This window comes from Nocardioides glacieisoli (assembly GCF_004137245.1).
In the GTDB taxonomy this organism is placed as follows: Bacteria; Actinomycetota; Actinomycetes; order Propionibacteriales; family Nocardioidaceae; genus Nocardioides; species Nocardioides glacieisoli.
The window spans coordinates 121,618-139,538 of sequence record NZ_SDWS01000009.1; the positions used below are offsets into that span (position 1 = coordinate 121,618).

Consider the following 17,921-nt stretch of genomic DNA (forward strand, 5'->3'; position numbering starts at 1 on the left):
GGCGTGACCCTACGGCCCGGCCGGTCACCGCAGGCGGATCGCCCCGTCCGCCGCGACGACCGTCACCGCCGGCGCGCAGTCGAGCTCGGCCCGGCAGACCACCAGCGCGCGCCGCCCCGACTCGGACCGGCGCACGGCGTCCGTCGCGCCGTCACGGCGCGAGGAGTCCAGGAGGTAGGCCCAGCCTCCGCCGGCCACGGGCGCCGCCTGCAGCACGACGTCGTACTGGGTGATCGCGACGAACCGCGGCGGGTCGGGCTCCTCGTCGAGCGCGTCGGGCGGGTCGTCGATGGTCGTGACGTCGCCGTCCTCGTCGATCCGCACCGTCTCGCCGTTGCGGAGGACGGCGGCCGCGCCGGAGCCGTCGGCCACGAACGTGTCGATGCCCGGGAGCTCGACCACGACGTCCTCGAGGTGCAGCTCGCCGGCGGCGTACCAGACCACCGGCAGCGAGTTCGCCTCCTTCCGCACCTCCGGCGCGGGCGGGATCGAGGCCCACCACTGCCAGCCGGCGGCGAGCACCGCCAGCACCAGCACGCCGACCGCGACGCGCACCGCGCCCCGTCGACGACGGGCACCGCGCCGCGCCTCGGCCCGGGCGAACCAGTCCTCCGGGCCGTCGTGCGGATCGTAGGGACGTACGCCATGGGGTGCGGGCTGGCCGGTCGGCGGCAGGGCGGCTCGCTCCCGGATCTCCGCCCAGAGCGTCACGTCGACGTCCTCGTCGCGGGAGCGTCGCGGCCACGACGATCGCCTGCCCAGAAGCGCCTCGGCGACGGCGAGGCGCGCTTCGTCGGCGGCGACGCCCTCGTCCTCGAGGCCGCCGACCATGTCGGGCCAGCGCGCGTAGACGTACGTCGCGAAGTCCGTCCGCTCTCCCGTGCCCGCCTCCCTGCTCACCTGGATGCTTCGGAGCAGTGGTCGACCGCGGATGGATTCAGGCGCTGAGCGACATCGGTCCGTAGACCTGCCGCTCGTGCTCGAACAACGTCACGGCGGCCACGCCGTGCTCGGCGAGGTCGGCCCAGATCTCGCCCACCCACGACTCCGCGTCGCCCTGGTTGCCGAAGCGCTGGTCGGCGTACTGCGCCACCTCGACCGGCTCGCCGGCGGCGTCCTCGAGGCGCCACCACCACGGCCGCTCGGAGGCCGACGGCTGGCGGAAGGTCGGCGGCTGGCCGGGCATCATCACGACTCCCGGACCGAGGTGTCGACGAAGGGCGGCTTGACCAGCTGGAAGATCTCACGCCGGCCGCGGATGTCGACGCCGACCTGGGCGTCCTCCGCGACCATCGTCGGGATCAGCGCCATGCCGATGCCCTTCTTGAGCGTCGGGGAGAACGTGCCGGAGGTGATGTCGGCAAGGGGTACGTCGTGGGTGAGCGTCACGCCCATCCCGGGGCGCGGGATGCCGCGGCCGACCGCGACCAGGCCGCGCAGGCGGCGCTTCGGCCCCTCCTCCTTGACCCGGGTGACGGCGTCGCGTCCCCAGAAGGCGTCCTTCTTCCAGCCGACCGCCCACGAGAGCCCGGCCTCGACCGGGTTGGTGGCGAGGCTGATGTCCTGGCCGTGGAGCGGGTAGCCCATCTCGGTGCGCAGCGTGTCGCGCGCGCCGAGGCCGGCAGCAGTGATGCCCCACTCCTCGCCGGCCGCCATCAACTGGTCCCACAGCTCGCCGGCCGTGTCGTTGACGACGACCAGCTCGTAGCCCCGCTCGCCGGTGTAGCCGGTGCGGCACACCACCACCCCGACGCCGGAGTCACCGAGCTCGGCCTCGACGAAGGACATGTAGTCGTGGCCGGTCGGCAGGCCGACCTTCTCGAGGACCTCGTCGGAGCGGGTGCCCTGGACGGCCAGCACGGCGTAGTCGTCGTGGTGGTCGACGACCTTGACGCCCTCGGGCGCCTGCTCACGGAGCCGGCGGACGACCTCGGCGGTGTTCGCCGCGTTGGGGATGAGCAGCACGTGCTCGTCGTCGTGCCAGTAGGCGATGAGGTCGTCGACGATGCCGCCCGACTCGTCGAGGCAGAGGGTGTACTGCGCCTTGCCCGGCGCGATCTTGGCGAGGTCGTTGGAGAGCGTCGCGTTGACGAAGTCGGCGGCACCCGGACCCGACACCATCGCCTTGCCGAGGTGGCTCACGTCGAAGATCCCGACGGCCTCGCGGACCGCCGTGTGCTCCTTGACCACGCCGGTCGCATACTCCAGCGGCATCGACCATCCGCCGAACTCGGCGAACTTCGCTCCGAGGGCCTCGTGACGGTCGTGGAGGGGCGACTGCTTGAGCGGTTCTGACGAGACTTCGGCCATGTCGCGCAACCTACCGCAGCGCTCCGACCCTTCCCGTCTCCCCTAACATGCCCCGGGTGACCTCGTACTCCCTGCGCAGTGCCAGCCCCGCCAAGACCCGCGCCGACGCCGTCGTCGTGGGCGTCGTCGCGGGTGACAAGGGGCCCCGGCTCTGCGACGCGGCGGAGGACGTGAGCAAGGCCTACGGCAGGCGGCTGCGTCCGTTCCTCTCCACGATGGGCGTCACCGGCAAGGCCGGTGAGGCGGTCAAGGCGCCGAGCCGCGACGAGGTCAACGCTCCCCTGCTCGTCTTCGTGGGCCTCGGTCCCGACCCGACCGACCCGATCGCCGTACGACGTGCCGCGGGCGTCGCCGCGCGCAGCGTGCCCAACGCCGCGTCGGTCGCCCTCGCCCTGCCGAGCGAGACGCCCGAGCTGGTCGCCGCCGTGGTCGAGGGACACCGGCTCGGCGGCTACGCCTTCACGGCGTACAAGAGCGCGAAGACCGAGACCACCGAGCCCGCCGACGTTGTCGTGCTGACCGGCATCGCCCGGCGCAGCGAGGCGACCGAGGCCCTCGAGCGCGCGGAGGTGCTGGCCGACGCCGTCGCGATGACGCGCGACTGGGTCAACATGCCGCCGAAGGACTGCACTCCCCCGCTGCTGGCCGACCTCGTGGTGGCCGCGCACAAGGAGGTCACCAAGGGCCGCGGCGCACCGAAGGTGAAGCTCGAGGTCTTCGACCACGAGCAGCTCGCCGAGATGGGCTGCGGCGGCATCCTCAGCGTCGGCGACTCCAGCGAGTCGCCCTCACGCCTCGTCCGGCTCACCTGGGCGCCGAAGGGCGCCACGGCCCACCTCGCGCTCGTCGGCAAGGGCGTCACCTTCGACTCCGGCGGCCTGACGATCAAGCCGTCGTCGAGCATGGTCAACATGAAGGGCGACATGGCCGGCGCCGCCAGCGTCGTGGCCGCCACGCTGGCGATCGCCCGCCTCGGCCTGCCCGTCAAGGTGACGGCGTACGCCCCGATGGCGGAGAACATGGTCTCGGCCACCTCGACGCGCCCCGGCGACGTGATCACGATGCACAACGGCACGACGGTCGAGATCGCCAACACCGACGCCGAGGGCCGGATGCTGCTCGGCGACGCGCTCTCGATGGCCGTCGAGGACGCGCCCGACGTCGTCATCGACATCGCGACCCTCACCGGCCACATGCAGCTCGCGCTCGGCGACAAGGTCGGCGCCGTGATGGGCACCGACGACGAGGTGGCCGCCGTCCTCGCGGCCGGTGTCGCGGCCGGCGAGCAGCACTGGCGGATGCCCATCCCGGAGGAGATGAAGGAGCGGATCACCAGCTCCAAGGTCGCCGACCTGCTCCAGCACGACTGGGTGCGCTGGGGCGGCGGGCTCTACGCCTCGGCGTTCCTGCGCGAGTTCACCGGCGGGCTGCCGTGGGCGCACCTCGACATCGCCGGCAAGGAGATGAACCTCGGCGGCCCCTACGGCCACGTGCCGAGCGGCGCGACCGGCTTCGGCGTCACGACCCTGGTGCAGCTGGCCCGGGGCCTCGCCGAGGCCTAGATCCCCTGGGCCTTCTTGCGGGCGTTGTAGTCGCGCATCCGCTGCGGCACGCCGACCACGGCGGCGTCGTACGACGGCACGCGGTGGCGGTTGGCGAAGTCGTGGGCCCACTTCACGCTGGGCACTCGACGCCGCGTCCACTCGCCGTCGTGCGCGACCAGCAGGAGGGTCACGTCGCTGACGGCCGTCCGCGGCTCGACGAACCCCTCGACGCCCTGCTTGGTCGAGACGAACTTCTCGAGGTGCCGGACGTCCTCGGAGTCGGAGGCGCGCACAGTGGTGGAGCCGGTGCGCGCGGCGTCCCGTGCAGGACGGCTCACGCGTCGCCGTCGACGGAATCGGTCGAACATGCCCATGGCGGACATTCTGCCGGGACGCCCCTCACGCCGCCCAGCGAACAAGTGCAAAGATGGGCGAGCCGGCAGGTCTTCGGGGCCGGCACGACCGATGAGATCGTGTGGAGGGAAAGTCTGTGGCGGACGCTGAGTTCGACGTCCTCGTCCTCGGGGCAGGCTCCGGCGGCTACGCCTGTGCGCTGCGAGCAGCCCAGCTGGGACTGAAGGTCGGGCTGGTCGAGAAGGGCAACCTCGGTGGCACCTGCCTCCACGTGGGATGCATCCCGACGAAGGCCCTGCTCCACGCCGCGGAGGTCGCCGACTCGGCCCGCGAGGCCGCGCAGTTCGGCGTCAACGCCACCCTCGAGGGCGTCGACATGCCCGGCGTCAACGCCTACAAGGACAAGGTCGTCGAGCGGCTCTTCAAGGGCCTGACCGGCCTGATCAAGTCCCGCGGCATCACCGTCATCGAGGGCACCGGCACCCTCACCGGCCCGCGCACCGTCACGGTCGACGGCACCGAGCACACCGGCACCCACGTGGTGCTCGCCTCCGGCTCCTACAGCCGTACGCTCCCGGGCCTCGAGGTCGACGGCACGCGCGTCATGACCTCCGAGCACGCCCTGCGCCTCGATCACGTCCCCGCCTCGGCGATCGTGCTGGGCGGCGGCGTCATCGGCTGCGAGTTCGCCAGCGTCTGGAAGTCCTTCGGCGCCGACGTCACGATCATCGAGGCCCTCCCGAGGCTCGTCGCCGGAGAGGACGAGGCGTCGTCCAAGGCGCTCGAGCGCGCGTTCCGCAAGCGCAGGATCAGCTTCCTCACCGGCACGCCCTTCCAGAGCGTGAAGACCACCGACACCGGCGTCGCCGTGACGGTCGAGGGCGGCGACGTGATCGAGGCCGAGGTGCTCCTCGTCGCCGTCGGACGCGGACCGTCCACCGACGGCCTCGGCTACGCCGAGCGGGGCATCGCGATGGAGCGCGGCTTCGTGCTCGCCGACGAGCGCTGCCGCACCAACGTCGAGGGCGTGTACGCCGTCGGCGACATCGTCCCCGGCCTGCAGCTGGCGCACCGAGGCTTCCAGCAGGGCATCTTCGTCGCCGAGGACATCGCGGGCCTCGACCCGCGCCCGGTGGACGAGGCCGGCATCCCGCGGGTGACGTACTCCCACCCCGAGGTCGCCTCGGTCGGCCTCGACGAGGCACGCGCCCGCGAGCTGCACGGCGACGACGTCACCACGATCACCTACGACCTCGGCGGCAACGGCAAGAGCCAGATCCTCCAGACCCAGGGCTTCGTGAAGCTCGTCGGCCTGAAGGAGGGCCCGGTGCTCGGCGTCCACATGGTGGGAGACCGGGTCGGCGAGCTCATCGGCGAGGCGCAGCTGATCTACAACTGGGAGGCGCACGCCGAGGACGTCGCTCCTCTGGTGCACGCCCACCCGACGCAGAACGAGGCGCTCGGCGAGGCCCACCTGGCCCTGGCCGGCAAGCCGCTGCACGCCCACTCCTGAACGTCCACATCTCAGAAACCATCCGCGAGCGAAGGAACCACATGGCCTCCGAAGTCACCCTCCCTGCACTCGGCGAGTCCGTCACCGAGGGCACCGTCACCCGCTGGCTCAAGCAGGTCGGTGACACGGTTGCCGTCGACGAGCCGCTGCTGGAGGTCTCCACCGACAAGGTCGACACCGAGATCCCCTCCCCCGTCGCCGGCACCCTGCTCGAGATCAAGGCCAACGAGGACGACACCGTCGAGGTGGGCGCTGTCCTGGGCGTCATCGGCGAGGAGGGCGAGTCCGCGGGCGACGCCACCGAGTCCGCCGAGCCCGAGGCCCAGCCGAAGGACGACGAGGAGTCGGAGAAGAAGGCCGAGCAGGAGGAGCAGGTGGCCGAGGAGACCGGCGACCTGCCGGCCGGCGACGAGACCCCCGAGTCCGAGAAGGACGACGCCCCCGCGCAGGAGGAGCCGGCTGCCGAGAAGGCCGCCGACTCCGGTTCCTCGGGTGGCTCCGGCGGCGGCTCCGGCACGTCGGTGACGCTCCCCGCGCTCGGCGAGTCCGTCACCGAGGGCACGGTCACCCGCTGGCTGAAGCAGGTCGGCGACGAGGTGGCGGTCGACGAGCCGCTGCTGGAGGTCTCCACCGACAAGGTCGACACCGAGATCCCCTCCCCCGTCGCGGGCACCCTGCTCGAGATCAAGGCCGAGGAGGACGAGACCGTCGAGGTGGGCGCCGAGCTCGCCATCATCGGCTCCGGCGACGACGCTCCCGCGAAGGCCGAGCCCGAGGCCCAGCCGAAGGACGAGGAGCAGGCGGAGAAGAAGGCCGAGCAGGAGGAGGAGATCGCCGAGGAGACCGGCGAGCTGCCCCCCGGCGACGAGACGCCTGAGGCCGAGAAGCAGAGCGAGCCGGAGCCCGAGCCCGAGCCGAAGGAGGAGGCCAAGCCCCAGGCCGAGCCCGCCACCCAGGCCACGCAGGCGACCGAGCCCGACCGGACGGAGTCGGCTCCGGCCGCACCGGCCGGTGGGGAGGGCGGCGGCCGCGACCAGACGGCCTACGTCACCCCGCTGGTGCGGAAGATGGCCGACCAGCACGGCGTGGACCTCGGCTCGCTGACCGGCACCGGGGTCGGTGGCCGGATCCGCAAGCAGGACGTCCTCGACGCCGCTGCCGCCGCGAAGGAGGCCGCCGCGCCGGCCCCCGCCGCTGCCGCAGCACCCGCCGCCGCCGCGGGCGCTCCGCCGGCCGCCGCCGCTCCGACGTCGGCCTCGCCGTCGCCGCTGCGGGGCACCACAGAGCCGCTCTCGCGCCTGCGCAAGGTCATCGCCTCCCGGATGGTCGAGTCGCTGCGGCAGTCCGCCCAGCTGACGCAGGTCATGGAGGTCGACGTCACGGCGATCGCACGCCTGCGGGAGGCGTCGAAGAACGACTTCCTGGCGCGCGAGGGCGTGAAGCTGACCTACCTGCCGTTCTTCGCGAAGGCGGCGATCGACGCGCTCAAGCTGCACCCCAAGCTCAACGCGGCGATCGACACCGACAAGGGCGAGGTGACCTACTTCGACCGCGAGAACATCGCGTTCGCCGTGGACACCGAGAAGGGCCTGCTGACACCGGTCGTCAAGGAGGCCGGCGACCTCTCCATCGCCGGGTTGGCGAAGAAGATCGCCGACGTCGCCGAGCGCACCCGCACCAACAAGATCACCCCCGACGAGCTGTCGGGCGGCACCTTCACGATCACCAACCTCGGCAGCTTCGGGGCGCTCTTCGACACCCCGATCATCAACACGCCGCAGGTCGCGATCCTCGGTCCGGGTGCCGTGGTCAAGCGGCCCGTCGTGATCGACGACCCCAACCTGGGCGAGACGATCGCGGTGCGCCACATGGTCCACCTGTCGCTGACCTACGACCACCGCCTGGTGGACGGCGCCGACGCCGGCCGCTTCCTCCAGGAGGTCAAGAAGCGCCTCGAGGCAGGGACGTTCGAGGTCTGACCTCTGCCCCAGCCCGTACGACGCCCCGGCCGCCCCGCGCAGCCGGGGCGTCGCGGTGTCCGGATCCGCTCCCTCACCCCGTAGTCCGCATCAGACTTCTGGTCCCGTGCTCGTCCTGGGAAGAACTCTGATGCGGACCATCCCGGCGGCGGCCGGGGAAAACCGGGCGCGCACTGTCCGTCCCACCACCTAGCCTGAAGTCACCGTGACGACCATCGAAGCCTCCCGCTCCGCTGACGCGACCACCCCCGTGTCGGAGCTCCCCGCAGACCGCCAGCCCGTCGACTGGCGGCGCGTACGCCGTCCGCTGACCGTCGTCGCCCTGGTGATGGCCCTGGTCGCCGCGGTCGCGTCCTCGCTCGGCAGCGTGGCCGCCGGCCGCCTGGCCGACTCCCCCACGCAGACGCTCGTCACCCTGCTCGCCCTGGCCGTGGTCGGTGGCGCGTTCGTCGACACCGCCGCCCGCACCCTCTGGGGCGTCGTCGTCGACCGCGCCGAGGGCCAGCTGCGCGCCGACCTGATCGACGCGGCGATGGCGCAGCCGCTCTCCGAGCTGTCCGAGCAGGCGGTCGGCGAGGTGCTCGACCGCATCGACGACGACACCTGGGAGGTCGGCCAGCTGATGCGCTGGGGCGTGTGGATGGCGATCCGCACGACCCTGTCGGCCGGACCACTCTGGATCGTCGCCGGCATCACGTGGTGGCCCGCGGCCTTCCTGTTCCCGCTGTGCGGCGTCCTGGTGTGGTTCGCCATCCGCCGGCTGCTGCCCCAGATCGCCGAGCGCAAGGTGCTCGAGGAGGCCGCCTGGACCGACCACGCCGCGTCCACCGAGGAGGGCGTCGCTGCCCGCGACGACATCCGCACCTCGCTCGGCCAGGCCCACGTCCTGCGCCGCAACGCCCAGCTGGCCGCCGAGATCCACCGCCGCCTCCGCGCCGTGCTCGCGATCGAGGTGAGCGTCACGCGACGCAGCGGCGGACTCCTGCACGGCGTGCTCGCCGCCACCGGCCTCATCGGCGTGGCCCTCGTCCTGTCCGGGGACCTGTCCACCGCACGGCTCGTCACCCTGTTCCTCGTCACGACGATGTTCGTCGGCCAGGTCGACATGCTGGCCCGCCACCTCCCCGACCTCCAGGAGGGGATGGGCGCCGTGCTGCGCCTGCGCGGGATGATCTCGGTGCCGGCCGAGCCGGTCGGCGGCGAGGCCGTCCCCGACGGTCCGCTCGACGTCGACCTGCGCGGGCTGGAGTTCTCCTACGACACTGGCTCGTTCGCGCTGCGCGACGTCGACCTCACCGTGCAGGCGGGTCACACGTGCGCGCTCGTCGGGCGCACCGGCTCCGGCAAGTCGACCCTGGCGTCCCTGCTGTCCCGCGCGGTCGAGCCGCCGCGCGGCTCGGTCTTCATCGGCGGCATCGACGTGCGCGACCTCGACCTCCAGCAGCTGCGTGCCGCGGTCGGAGTCGTCACGCAGCGCACCGAGATCCTGGCCGGCACGCTGGCCGACAACATCCGCCTCTTCGGCGACGCTCCGCGCGAGCAGGTCTCGGCCGCGGTCGACGAGCTGGGCCTCACCGACTGGGTGGCCGGCCTGCCCGAGGGGCTCGACACCCTGCTCGGCCCGGGCGGCACGAGCCTGTCGGCCGGTGAGGAGCAGCTCGTCGCCTTCGCGCGCCTGCTGGTCCGCGACGTCAGCGTCGTCGTGCTCGACGAGGCCACCGCCCGGATGGACCCGGTCACCGAGGCCCGCGTGGTCCGCGCCGCGGACCGCCTGATCGCCGGACGCACCGGCATCCTCGTCGCCCACCGGCTCTCCACGACCGAGCGGGCCGAGCAGGTCGCGGTGCTCGAGTCCGGACGGGTGGTGCAGCAGGGTCCGCGTGCTCGCCTCGCGGCCGAGCCCGGACCGTTCCGCGACCTCCTCGCCGCGGCCGCCCACGAGGTGGTCGTCGAGGACCACCACACGGAGCAGGCCTCGATCGGGTCGATCCGCCGCAGCACGACGCCACCGGCGCCGCCGCACGTCGACCCGCCGCTCAGCCTGGCGCGCCAGGTGCTGAACGTGATCCTGGTCAAGCCCGAGTGGGGCCTGCTCGGCGCGAGCCTCTTCCTCGTCGCCTCGATCACCGGGGCCTACGGCGCCATCACCGGATTCGTCTGGGGTCACGTCGTCACCACGCTCCAGCGTGGCGAGAATCCCGGGCTCCTGCTGGGCGCACTCGTCCTCTCGCTGATGATCGGCCCGTTCCTGCTGTCGCAGGCGTTCTGGACCTACCCCCACTGGTGGGTCGAGGTCCGGATGCGCGTCCGTGCCGCCGTGCTCGCCGGGCAGACCGACCAGCACCGGCTGCTGCGCACCCCGCCGGGAGAGGTCGTCGCGCGGACCATGGACGCCGATCGCATCGCCCGCTACACCGACCGTTGGGTCGACTTCGTCAACGGGCTGCTGGTCGCGACCCTCACCGCGGTCATCGCCGGCAGCTGGCTCGCCGGCGCGATCCTGCTCGCCGTGATGGCTGCCTCCGCACTCGCGTCCACCCTCGGCAGGCCGGTCGCCGGTCGGTCCGCAGCGGCCGCGTCGAAGGCGCGCGCGGGCTTCGGCCAGGCCCTGGTGTCGACGCTCGAGTCCATCCGCACGGTCAAGCTCGCCGCCGCCACGCCCCACCTCCACCGCCACCTGCGCGAGGTCGACGGGGGGCGGGTCGATGCCGCCGTCCAGGAGCACCGCGTCCAGTCGTTGCTCGACGGCGTGCCGGTCGTGATGGTCCAGTGCGGTGTCGTCGCGGCCTGGGCGGGCCTGTTGTCCGGGCACTGGGGTCTCGCCACGGCGCTGCTGGTCGCCAACGCGGTCAGCGGGTTCGACTGGTTCGGCCGGGTGGCCGGCGCGGTCGTCACCGAGGCGCCCGGCACCCGGGCCTGGATGAACGCCACCAGCGAGCTCGCCGGGGGTGGCGACCTCATGGTGCTGCCGGCCGGGATGGACCTGTCGGCCGGCACGGCGCACGAGCCCGCCCGTCCCCAGCGCGACCCGCTGCGCACGCTCACCCTCGAGCGGGTCAGCGCGGTGCACGACGACGGCACCCTAGGCGTCCAGGACGTCGACCTGTCCGTCGATGCCGGCGAGCTGGTGCTCCTGCTCGGCCAGGTCGGCTCCGGCAAGTCCAGCCTGCTCGGCGCGCTGGCCGGGCTGGTCAGCACCACGGGCGAGATCCGCTGGAACGACCAGGTCGTCACCGACACGCAGGCGACGTTGCGACCGACGCGGGTGGCGCACGTGGCGCAGGTCCCGCGCGTGCTGTCGGGCACGTTCACCGACAACGTCGCGCTCGACCACGCGCAACGTCCCGTCATGCCGGCGCTGGACACCTCGCGGATGGGACGCGACGTGGCCGAGGCGGGAGGCCCCGACTCGCTCGTCGGGCACCGCGGCGTACGCCTCTCCGGCGGGCAGGTCCAGCGACTCGCACTGGCACGAGCGCTGGCCGCCGAGGCCGACATCCTGCTGGCCGACGACGTGTCGTCCGCGCTCGACGCAGCCACCGAGATCGAGCTCTGGAAGGCGCTGCGTGAGCGAGGCGCCGCGGTGATCGGCGCGACCAGCAAGGCCGCCGCGCTGGCCCAGGCCGACCGGGTGGTCGTCCTCGACTCCGGTCGCGTGGTCGACCAGGGTCCGTGGCGCGAGCTGTCGGCCCGCTGGGCCCACCTCGCCGGCTGACCGGTCCCACCCGCCCGGGCGGGCACGCTTGGCGCCTCTGGTTGGGTGGAGGCATGCGCGTCGTCATCGCCGGAGCATCGGGGTTCCTCGGCACCCACCTGTCCGACCACCTGCGCGTCCACGGGCACGAGGTGACCGCCCTCGTCCGCCGCGAGCCCACCACCGAACGTGAGTCCCGCTGGGACCCGGCCGCAGGACGGGTCGACGGAGCCGTGATCGCGCGGGCCGACGCCGTGGTCAACCTTGCCGGGGCGAGCATCGCCGGCAACCCGCACTCGAAGAAGTGGTCCACGGAGGTCCTGGACTCTCGGGTGTCGACGACGGGCACCCTCGCCACCGCCATCGCGGCGAGCGAGCGCCCTCCCGCCTTCCTCGCCGGCAACGGCATCGCCTTCTACGGTGACCACGGCGACGCACCTGTCACGGAGGACTCCGAGAGCCGCGGCGACGCCTTCCTCACCCGGGTCTCCCGTGAGTGGGAGGCGGCCGCCGCCCCGGCCCGGGACGCCGGAGCGCGGGTCTGCGTGCTGCGGACGTCGCCGGTGATGGACCGGACCTCTCCCCCGCTGAAGCAGCTGCGGCTGCTGTTCCAGGCCGGCGGCGGGGCGAAGCTCGGCTCCGGACGGCAGCACATGCCGATGATCTCGCTGCGCGACTGGATCGGCGCTGTCAGCTACCTCATCGAGTCGCGCGACGTCTCGGGCGCCTTCAACCTGTGCTGCCCGCAGACCCCGACCAACGCGGAATTCACCGAGGCACTCGCGAAGGCCGTGCACCGCAAGGCCTTCCTCGCCGTCCCTGCCCCCCTCATGAAGCTCGCGGCCGGGGACCTCGCGCACGAGCTGCTCGGCTCGGTCAACGCGCGTCCGGCCGCACTCGAGCGGGCGGGCTACGACTTCGAGGACGAGGACGTACGCAGCGTGCTGGCCGCCGCGCTCGGCTGATCGCGCGCCTCGACGACCCGCCAGCGACCGCCCTCGCTCCTCAGCACCACCCGCCGGGTCGAGGCTCGGTCCTCTGGCAGCGCCACCGGCGTGCTGCCGCCCACCGCTCGGGCGCCGACCACCCGGTCGGTGACCACCAGCACCAGTCTCGACGACGTCCGCCCGACCACGTCGAGCGCGAGCACCTGCGTCGTCAGGCCGGTCACCGCCAGACCGCGCGCCCGGTAGTGGCCCAGGAGTCGCGCGTCGGCAGCGCCGGTGCGGGAACCGTCGACGTACAGCTCCCGGAGTGCCTCGACGTCACCCTCGGCCCACGCCGCCGCGCGACGCTGGTCCCAGTCGGCGAGGACGGCCGCCGGCCCCGAGGCAGCGACGCCCGGCGCCGAGGTCACCGGACGTGCCGGACCGGTCGGGCGGGCATCCCTCGGCGGCAGCAGCGTGACCGCCAGCGTCGCGACGACGCAGGCGCTCGCGACGGCCGCGAGGGCGGGCAGGAGTCGGCGCGGGTCCACCCCGCCACCCTCGCCGATCCGGCCCGCGCGTGCGTCGGCTCATCCACAGGCACGGGCGCCACGTCCACGGCGTAGGCTCGTCGCATGCCGCAGGAGCTGGACTACGAGGTCGCCGGACTCGGTGACGACGCCGTCGACTACCTCGCCGCCTGGGACCTCCAGCGTCGCGTCCACGAGGGCGTCGTGGCGGGTACGCGCCCCGACTCCGTCCTCCTGCTGGAGCACCCGCCCGTCTTCACCGCCGGCAAGCGCACCGACCCGCACGAGCGCCCCGCCGACCCCGGCGGTGCCGACGTGATCGACGTCGACCGCGGCGGCAAGATCACCTTCCACGGACCCGGCCAGCTCGTCGGTTACCCCATCGTCACGCTGCCCGACCACGTCAAGGTCGTCGACTACGTGCGCCGCGTCGAGGAGGCCCTGATCGCCGTGTGCGCCGACTTCGGCGTCACGACCGCACGCGTGCCGGGCCGCACCGGCGTCTGGCTCCGGGCCGACCACCGCGGGCCGGAGCGCAAGGTCGCCGCCATCGGGATTCGGGTCAGCCGCGGCGTGACGATGCACGGCTTCGCCCTCAACTGCGACGTCGACCTCGGGTGGTACGACCGGTTCGTGCCGTGCGGGATCGCCGACGCCGGCGTCAGCTCGCTGTCCACCGAGCTCGGCCGCGACGTCACTGTCACCGACGTGCTACCGAGCGTGCGCCGGCACCTGTCGGCGTACCTGTCCTGGCAGCCCTACACCGCGACCCCGGACTACGAGTCCCGCCCCGAGCCCGGGCGCACGCCTCGCATCGAGCTGGTCCGCCCCGGGGCCTGACGCCCGCTTTCGTACGCCGTCGGCGCGGGGGCGCGACAAACGCGGCCCGCCGCTGGGAGGCTCCTCCCCGTGCGGGCGCGCGCCCGCGTCCGGGGGGGACGGATGAGCGAGACGGTGATCCTGACGCGCGGGCTCCGCAAGGAGTTCAGCGGACGCAGGGGCACGCACGTGGCGGTCGACGACCTGGACCTCGCGGTCCCGGCGGGTGGCGTGCACGGGTTCCTCGGCCCCAACGGGTCGGGCAAGACCACGACGATCCGGATGCTGCTCGGCCTCGCCGCTCCGACGTCCGGCTCCATGGCGCTCTTCGGCGAGCCGGTGCCGCAGCGCCTCCCCGAGGTGATGGATCGCGTCGGCGCCGTCGTCGAGTCGCCGAAGTTCGCGCCCAACTTCACCGGTCGCCAGAACCTCCGCCTCCTCGCTGCGAGCGTCGGCAGGTCGACGTCGGACGTGGACGAGGCCCTCGAGAAGGTCGGCCTGGGCCAGCGGTCCGACGACCGCTACCGGGCGTACTCGCTCGGCATGAAGCAGCGCCTCGCGATCGCCGCCACCCTGCTCAAGAAGCCCCGCCTGCTGATCCTCGACGAGCCCACCAACGGGCTCGACCCGGCGGGCATCCGCGAGATCCGTGACCTCGTGAAGGACCTCGGCGCCAGCGGCGTGACGGTGCTGCTGAGCTCGCACATCCTCGCCGAGGTGCAGCAGGTCTGCGACAGCGTCACGATCATCGGCCACGGCCGGCTGCTCGCCTCCGGACGGGTGCAGGAGCTGGTGGCCGCCACCGGTGCGTACCGCATCGTGGTCGAGCGACCGGAGGACGCCACCCGGGCGCTGGAGGAGGCCGGCCTGACGGCCGCCGCAGACGGCGACGCACTCGTCGTCCAGACCGACCGGCCGGGCTCGGAGATCAGCCGCGTCCTGGGCGAGGCCGGGGTCTGGCTCGACGAGCTGACGCCCTTGCGTGCCGACCTGGAGTCGGTGTTCCTCGACCTCACCGAGGGCGACCGGATGGGCGCGATGCCCAGCGGGGAGGACTACCGGTGAAGAACCTGTTGCTCGTCGAGCTCACCCGGCTGCGCTGGCGTCGCGCGGTGGTCGTGCTGCTGGTCGCCTGCCTGCTGGTGCCGGTGGCGATCTGCCTCGGCGCGGCCTGGAACACGCGGCCGTTCTCCGACGCCGACGTCGCCGAGGCCGAGCGCCTCGCGCAGTTCGAGGCCGACCAGCCCTACATCCAGCAGGAGATCGAGCGCTGCCAGGAGAACCCTGAGATGTACGGCGGTGGTCCCGACGTCGACTGCGTCGAGATGATCACGCCGAGCGCCGCGAACTACCTCTACCGACAGACGCTCGACGTCGGCTCCGTCCTCGACAACGAGGCGACTGCCGTCGTCTCCCTGCTCGCGGTCGTGCTCCTCGTCCTCGGCACCACGTTCGTCGGCCACGACTGGAACACCGGCTCCATCAGCAACCAGCTCCTCTTCGAGCCGAGGCGGCGGCGGGTGTGGGCGGCCAAGGGTCTCGCCGTCCTCCTCGTGGGGCTGGTCGTCGGAGCGCTCGCACTGCTGGTCTTCTGGGGTGCCGTGGGCGTGCTCGTCGCCCAGCGGGACATCGCGGTCGAGCCGGGCCAGTGGGCCGTCGTCCGCAACACCGCGGCCCGCGGCGTGCTCCTCGTCGCGCTCTCGGGATTCCTCGGCTACGCGCTGACCATGCTGCTGCGCAGCACCGTGGCGACCCTCGCCATCGGCCTCGGCGTCGCGGCAGCGGGCTCGATCGCGGTGCTGGCGACCTTCGGCGAGGGCGCCCAGCGCTGGCTCCTGCCCACCAATGCCTACGCCGTGCTCGACAACGGCTACGAGTACTACGTCTGGTCGCCCGCCTGCGACGTGATGGTGCAGGGCGGCACGGACCCGTGCACCCAGACCATCTCGCTCGGTGCCGGGGCGACGTACCTCGCGGTCGTGCTGGCGGTCGTCGTGGTGGCGTCGCTGGTGTCGTTCAGGCGTCGCGACCTGCCCTGACCCGTGAGTTGGGAGCCCATCCGCCGCGCCGTAGAGTGGCGGGTGTGACGACGGCTCCCACCCCCGAAGGACGCAAGCTTCTCCGACTGGAGATCCGCAACGCGGAAACCCCGATCGAGCGCAAGCCGGAGTGGATCAAGACCAAGGCGAAGATGGGCCCGCAGTACACCGCCCTGCAGAGCCTGGTGAAGTCCGAGGGCCTCCACACCGTGTGCCAGTCGGCCGGGTGCCCCAACATCTTCGAGTGCTGGGAGGACAAGGAGGCCACCTTCCTCATCGGCGGCGACCAGTGCACCCGCCGCTGCGACTTCTGCCAGATCGACACCGGCAAGCCGCAGCCCCTCGACCGCGACGAGCCGCGCCGGGTGGCCGAGTCCGTGCAGACGATGGGCCTGAAGTACGCCACGATCACCGGTGTCGCGCGCGACGACCTCCCCGACGGTGGCGCCTGGCTCTACGCCGAGACGGTCCGCGCGATCCACGAGCTCAACCCGGGCACCGGCGTCGAGAACCTGATCCCCGACTTCAACGGCAAGCCCGACCTCCTCACCGAGGTGTTCGAGTCGCGTCCCGAGGTGCTCGCGCACAACGTCGAGACCGTGCCGCGGATCTTCAAGCGGATCCGACCCGCGTTCCGCTACGACCGCTCGCTCGACGTGATCACCCAGGCCCGCGACTTCGGCCTGGTCACCAAGTCCAACCTGATCCTCGGGATGGGTGAGACCCGCGAGGAGGTCAGCCAGGCGCTGCGCGACCTCCACGAGGCCGGCTGCGAGCTGATCACGATCACGCAGTACCTCCGTCCGTCGCCGCGGCACCACCCCGTCGAGCGCTGGGTCAAGCCCGAGGAGTTCGTCGAGCTCAAGGACGAGGCCGACGAGATCGGCTTCGCCGGCGCGCTGTCCGGCCCGCTCGTCCGCTCGTCCTACCGCGCCGGACGGCTGTACCGTCAGGCCATGGACGCGCGCGCCTCCGCCGCCGTCTGAGCCGCACGACCAGCACCACCTCCAGATCGCCACACACCGGACAAGGCCTCCTCATGTCGACCCCCGAGCCCACGCCCACCTCGCGCCGAGGGCAGATCGCCCAGACCTACCGGATGGCCAAGCGCAGCGACCCGCGCCTGGGCTGGATCATCCTCGGCACGTTCCTCCTCGGAGCGGCGCTCGGCTTCGGGCTGATGTGGGTCCTGCCGGGCGACGGCCTCATCTCGCTGGTCATCTCGATCGTCGGCGCCCTCATGATCGGCCTGCTGCTCGCGATGCTGGTCTTCGGCCGGCGCGCCCAGGCAGCGGCGTACAAGCAGATGGAGGGCCAGCCCGCAGCGGCCGCCGGTGCGCTGCAGATGCTGCGCCGCGGCTGGAAGCTCGACCCGGTCGTCGGCTTCACCAAGCAGCAGGACGTCGTGCACCGCGTGGTGGGCCCGCCCGGCATCGTCCTCGTCGGCGAGGGCACCAGCGCGGCCCGCGTGCGCCAGCTGCTGCTCACCGAGCGCAAGAAGCACGAGCGCGTCGCCTACGGCGTGCCGATCCACGAGATCGTCGCCGGCCGCGGCGAGGGCGAAATCCCGCTCCCCAAGCTCGTGCGCCACGTGCAGAAGCTCGGCCGCAAGGTGAAGCCCGGCGACATCACCGACATCCTCCAGCGGCTCAAGGCACTCGACGCGCAGCGCGGCAAGCTGCCCGTGCCCAAGGGTCCCGTGCCGACCTCGATGAAGGGCATGCGCTCGCAGCAGCGAGGTCGCTGACCCCTACAGCGTGACCGTCCGCGTCCCCGCGGCCACGTCGTGCAGCCCGCGGCCACCCATGGTGAGCAGCGGCGGGACCAGCAGTCCCACGAGCGCCGAGCGGAGCAGCGCGCGCAGCAGCGACGGCGGCTGACCCGACCCGTCCTGGCGCACGACCCGGACCCGGGTCGCGAGCTTGCCGAACGAGCCACCGGCGACCGCGGTGAACAGCGCCGACTCGACCACGAAGAGCCCCAGCGTGCCGAGGCCGTTGGGGTTGGCGGCGAGGACGCCGACGGCGACGAGGCCCTCGACCACGGCGAGGCAGGTCACCCAGTCGACGAGGAGCGCGAGGATCCGCCGACTCCAGCTCGCGGACGTCGGGGCGGGAGTCGGTGCGTACGTCGGGTCGGGCTGGGGCACACGCCCAGCCTAGGTGGCGAAACATGGCGGCCACTGCTCGGACGAGGCGTAACACGGCCGAAAC

The 17,921-nt window shown here is 72.7% G+C and carries 16 protein-coding genes; 10 read left to right on the forward strand and 6 right to left on the reverse strand.

Annotated features, from left to right (window positions below; all coding sequences use genetic code 11):
- Positions 1 to 24: 24 nt before the first annotated feature.
- Genes EUA06_RS18225 through gcvT form a run of 3 tightly spaced genes read right to left on the reverse strand, consistent with a single transcriptional unit; the run spans position 25 to position 2,310 of the window.
- On the reverse strand, positions 25 to 900 hold the full coding sequence (locus EUA06_RS18225; RefSeq protein ID WP_129478426.1) for a hypothetical protein: 876 nt from the start codon (positions 898 to 900) through the stop codon (positions 25 to 27).
- Between the two features lie 37 nt (positions 901 to 937).
- Positions 938 to 1,186 carry a hypothetical protein gene (locus EUA06_RS18230; protein ID WP_129478428.1) on the reverse strand — a complete coding sequence of 83 codons (249 nt, stop codon included), beginning with the start codon at positions 1,184 to 1,186 and terminating at the stop codon, positions 938 to 940.
- Positions 1,187 to 1,188: 2 nt separating this feature from the next.
- Positions 1,189 to 2,310 (reverse strand): glycine cleavage system aminomethyltransferase GcvT, encoded by a 1,122-nt coding sequence (gene gcvT, locus EUA06_RS18235; protein ID WP_129478430.1) that lies wholly within the window; start codon positions 2,308 to 2,310, stop codon positions 1,189 to 1,191.
- A 47-nt stretch (positions 2,311 to 2,357) separates the two neighbouring features.
- Here gcvT and EUA06_RS18240 point away from each other — a divergent pair, with 47 nt between their 5' ends.
- Entirely contained in the window at positions 2,358 to 3,872 is a 1,515-nt protein-coding gene (locus EUA06_RS18240; protein WP_207208424.1) for a leucyl aminopeptidase, read from the forward strand.
- Here EUA06_RS18240 and EUA06_RS18245 read toward each other — a convergent pair.
- Positions 3,869 to 4,192, reverse strand: coding sequence for a hypothetical protein (locus EUA06_RS18245; protein WP_207208425.1), 324 nt, complete (start codon positions 4,190 to 4,192; stop codon positions 3,869 to 3,871). The genes EUA06_RS18240 and EUA06_RS18245 overlap by 4 nt on opposite strands.
- A gap of 152 nt (positions 4,193 to 4,344) precedes the next feature.
- Here EUA06_RS18245 and lpdA point away from each other — a divergent pair, with 152 nt between their 5' ends.
- The 4 genes from lpdA to EUA06_RS18265 all read left to right on the forward strand — a co-directional run bounded on the left by lpdA (position 4,345) and on the right by EUA06_RS18265 (position 12,359).
- A complete protein-coding gene (gene lpdA / locus EUA06_RS18250) occupies positions 4,345 to 5,721 on the forward strand; it encodes a dihydrolipoyl dehydrogenase (RefSeq protein WP_129478436.1) in 1,377 nt (458 codons plus the stop codon).
- 41 nt (positions 5,722 to 5,762) lie between these two features.
- On the forward strand, positions 5,763 to 7,700 hold the full coding sequence (gene sucB, locus EUA06_RS18255; protein ID WP_129478438.1) for a 2-oxoglutarate dehydrogenase, E2 component, dihydrolipoamide succinyltransferase: 1,938 nt from the start codon (positions 5,763 to 5,765) through the stop codon (positions 7,698 to 7,700).
- A gap of 205 nt (positions 7,701 to 7,905) precedes the next feature.
- Positions 7,906 to 11,415: an ATP-binding cassette domain-containing protein gene (locus tag EUA06_RS18260; RefSeq protein WP_242498234.1), complete on the forward strand. Its 3,510-nt coding sequence runs from the start codon at positions 7,906 to 7,908 to the stop codon at positions 11,413 to 11,415.
- A gap of 53 nt (positions 11,416 to 11,468) precedes the next feature.
- Complete coding sequence (locus EUA06_RS18265) at positions 11,469 to 12,359, forward strand: TIGR01777 family oxidoreductase (RefSeq protein WP_129478440.1); 891 nt, start codon at positions 11,469 to 11,471, stop codon at positions 12,357 to 12,359.
- Here EUA06_RS18265 and EUA06_RS18270 read toward each other — a convergent pair.
- Positions 12,305 to 12,871 carry a hypothetical protein gene (locus EUA06_RS18270; protein ID WP_129478441.1) on the reverse strand — a complete coding sequence of 189 codons (567 nt, stop codon included), beginning with the start codon at positions 12,869 to 12,871 and terminating at the stop codon, positions 12,305 to 12,307. The genes EUA06_RS18265 and EUA06_RS18270 overlap by 55 nt on opposite strands.
- Before the next feature lie 84 nt (positions 12,872 to 12,955).
- Between EUA06_RS18270 and lipB the strand changes: the two genes are divergently transcribed.
- The 5 genes from lipB (at position 12,956) to EUA06_RS18295 (ending at position 17,455) form a co-directional block, all read left to right on the forward strand.
- Positions 12,956 to 13,690, forward strand: a complete 735-nt coding sequence (gene lipB, locus EUA06_RS18275) for a lipoyl(octanoyl) transferase LipB (RefSeq protein WP_129478443.1) — start codon at positions 12,956 to 12,958, stop codon at positions 13,688 to 13,690.
- A 102-nt stretch (positions 13,691 to 13,792) separates the two neighbouring features.
- Positions 13,793 to 14,734, forward strand: coding sequence for an ABC transporter ATP-binding protein (locus tag EUA06_RS18280; protein ID WP_129478445.1), 942 nt, complete (start codon positions 13,793 to 13,795; stop codon positions 14,732 to 14,734).
- On the forward strand, positions 14,731 to 15,708 hold the full coding sequence (locus EUA06_RS18285) for an ABC transporter permease subunit (RefSeq protein ID WP_129478447.1): 978 nt from the start codon (positions 14,731 to 14,733) through the stop codon (positions 15,706 to 15,708). The genes EUA06_RS18280 and EUA06_RS18285 overlap by 4 nt, the downstream gene beginning before the upstream one ends.
- Positions 15,709 to 15,752: 44 nt before the next feature.
- Positions 15,753 to 16,694 (forward strand): lipoyl synthase, encoded by a 942-nt coding sequence (gene lipA / locus EUA06_RS18290; RefSeq protein ID WP_129478449.1) that lies wholly within the window; start codon positions 15,753 to 15,755, stop codon positions 16,692 to 16,694.
- Positions 16,695 to 16,747: 53 nt separating this feature from the next.
- Positions 16,748 to 17,455, forward strand: coding sequence for a DUF4191 domain-containing protein (locus tag EUA06_RS18295; protein ID WP_129478450.1), 708 nt, complete (start codon positions 16,748 to 16,750; stop codon positions 17,453 to 17,455).
- A 3-nt stretch (positions 17,456 to 17,458) separates the two neighbouring features.
- Here EUA06_RS18295 and EUA06_RS18300 read toward each other — a convergent pair whose 3' ends face one another.
- Complete coding sequence (locus EUA06_RS18300) at positions 17,459 to 17,857, reverse strand: RDD family protein (RefSeq protein ID WP_129478452.1); 399 nt, start codon at positions 17,855 to 17,857, stop codon at positions 17,459 to 17,461.
- Positions 17,858 to 17,921: the final 64 nt, after the last annotated feature.

Excerpts from the sequence above, each read along its gene's own strand:
- EUA06_RS18265 (WP_129478440.1), top strand. The coding sequence starts at position 11,469 with ATGCGCGTCGTCATCGCCGGAGCATCGGGGTTCCTCGGCACCCACCTG.
- EUA06_RS18230 (WP_129478428.1), bottom strand. The coding sequence starts at position 1,186 with ATGCCCGGCCAGCCGCCGACCTTCCGCCAGCCGTCGGCCTCCGAGCGG.
- EUA06_RS18240 (WP_207208424.1), top strand. The coding sequence starts at position 2,358 with ATGCCCCGGGTGACCTCGTACTCCCTGCGCAGTGCCAGCCCCGCCAAG.
- lipB (WP_129478443.1), top strand. The coding sequence starts at position 12,956 with ATGCCGCAGGAGCTGGACTACGAGGTCGCCGGACTCGGTGACGACGCC.
- EUA06_RS18280 (WP_129478445.1), top strand. The coding sequence starts at position 13,793 with ATGAGCGAGACGGTGATCCTGACGCGCGGGCTCCGCAAGGAGTTCAGC.
- gcvT (WP_129478430.1), bottom strand. The coding sequence starts at position 2,310 with ATGGCCGAAGTCTCGTCAGAACCGCTCAAGCAGTCGCCCCTCCACGAC.
- sucB (WP_129478438.1), top strand. The coding sequence starts at position 5,763 with ATGGCCTCCGAAGTCACCCTCCCTGCACTCGGCGAGTCCGTCACCGAG.
- EUA06_RS18295 (WP_129478450.1), top strand. The coding sequence starts at position 16,748 with ATGTCGACCCCCGAGCCCACGCCCACCTCGCGCCGAGGGCAGATCGCC.